This window comes from Archangium sp., assembly GCF_036389735.1.
Taxonomy (GTDB): Bacteria; Myxococcota; Myxococcia; order Myxococcales; family Myxococcaceae; genus Archangium.
The window spans coordinates 1-1557 of sequence record NZ_DASVWK010000922.1 but is presented as its reverse complement, the minus strand read 5'-3'; the positions used below and the strand labels follow the sequence as shown (position 1 = coordinate 1557).

The 1557-nt window shown below is 71.7% G+C and carries 2 protein-coding genes; both read left to right on the top strand.

Features of this window, described 5'->3' with window-relative positions:
* Positions 1-1023, top strand: a 1023-nt coding sequence (locus VF794_RS32760; RefSeq protein ID WP_331117048.1) for a DEAD/DEAH box helicase, incomplete at its 5' end; no start/stop codon positions are given.
* Positions 1024-1096: 73 nt separating this feature from the next.
* Positions 1097-1557, top strand: a 461-nt coding sequence (locus VF794_RS32755; protein ID WP_331117047.1) for a M16 family metallopeptidase, incomplete at its 3' end; no start/stop codon positions are given.

Sequence of the window (1557 nt, the reverse complement as noted above, 5' to 3'; positions counted from 1 at the left end):
ACGCTGGTGCTGGACGAGGCCCAGGCGGTGAAGAACCCGGACACGGCGCGGGCGAAGGCGGTGCGGGGGCTGAAGGCCGAGGCGCGCGTGGCCCTCTCGGGCACGCCGGTGGAGAACCGGCTGTCGGAGTTGTGGAGCCTCTACCGGCTCGTCTTCCCCGGGTTGCTGGGCAGCCGTGAGTCCTTCCGCGAGCGCTTCTCCGGCCCCATCGAGCGCACGAAGGACCCCCAGGCGCGCGCGGCGCTGGCGCGGGTGGTGCGGCCCTTCCTGCTGCGGCGCACCAAGGGGGAGGTGGCGCGCGAGCTGCCGCCGCGCGTGGAGACGGTGGTGCCCGTCACGCTCTCCGAGGGCGAGCGCCGGCTGTACGAGGACGTGCGGCTGGCCTCGTTGGCTCGGCTCCAGGACGCACGGGGCCCGCAGAAGCGCTTCGAGATGCTGGCGGCGCTCACCCGGCTGCGGCTCGCGGCCTGTCACCCGAGGCTGGTGGACGGGGACTCGCCGCTGCCGTCCTCCAAGCTGGAGCGCTTCCTGGAGGTGGTGGACACGCTGCGCGCCGGGGGGAGCCGGGCGCTCGTCTTCAGCCAGTTCGTCAAGCACCTGTCGCTGGTGCGCGAGGCGCTGGAGGCGCGGGGCGTGTCCATGCAGTACCTGGACGGGCAGACGCCCGCGGCCGAGCGCGAGACGCGGGTGGCGGCCTTCCAGCGGGGCGAGGGGGAAGTCTTCCTCATCTCCTTGAAGGCGGGGGGCACGGGCCTCAACCTCACGGCGGCGGACCACGTGCTGCACCTGGATCCGTGGTGGAACCCGGCGGCCGAGGATCAGGCGACGGACCGGGCCCACCGCATCGGCCAGACGCGGCCGGTGACGGTGTCGCGGCTGGTGTCCCAGGGCACGATTGAGGAGGCGATTCTGGCGCTCCACGCGGAGAAGCGCGAGCTGGCCCACAGCCTTCTGTCCGAGGCGGACGGGGCCGCGGCGCTCTCCACCGAGCAGCTCCTGGCGCTTTTGCGCTTCACGGGCTGAGCCACCCGGCCCGCGCCTGGAATATCCTCCCACCCCAGGGGTTTGGCGGGCCCCAAGGGACAAGGGAGAAGGCATGTTGCGTCGGCGGTGGCTGGTGACTGCGGTGGCGCTCCTGGCGGGTTCAGCGGCCGGGGCGGCGGAGAAGGAGGCGCGGCCCGTGCAGGCCGCCGCGCCCAAGCTGGGGGCGGGCATCGAGGCGCGCACCCTGAAGAACGGCCTGAAGGTCATCGTCTGGCCGGACCAGGACATCCCCAGCGTGTCGCTCTACAACTGGTTCCGCGTGGGCAGCCGCAACGAGCGCCCCGGCATCACCGGCCTCTCCCACTTCTTCGAGCACATGATGTTCAACGGCGCGAAGAAGTACGGCCCCGGCGAGTTCGACCGCGTCATGGAGGCGCGAGGCGGGCGCAACAACGCCTACACCTCCGAGGACGTCACGGTGTACCAGGACTGGTTCCCGCGCTCGGCGATGGAGACCATCTTCGATTTGGAGGCGGACCGGCTGAGCAGCCTCGCCTTCGACCCGAAAATCAT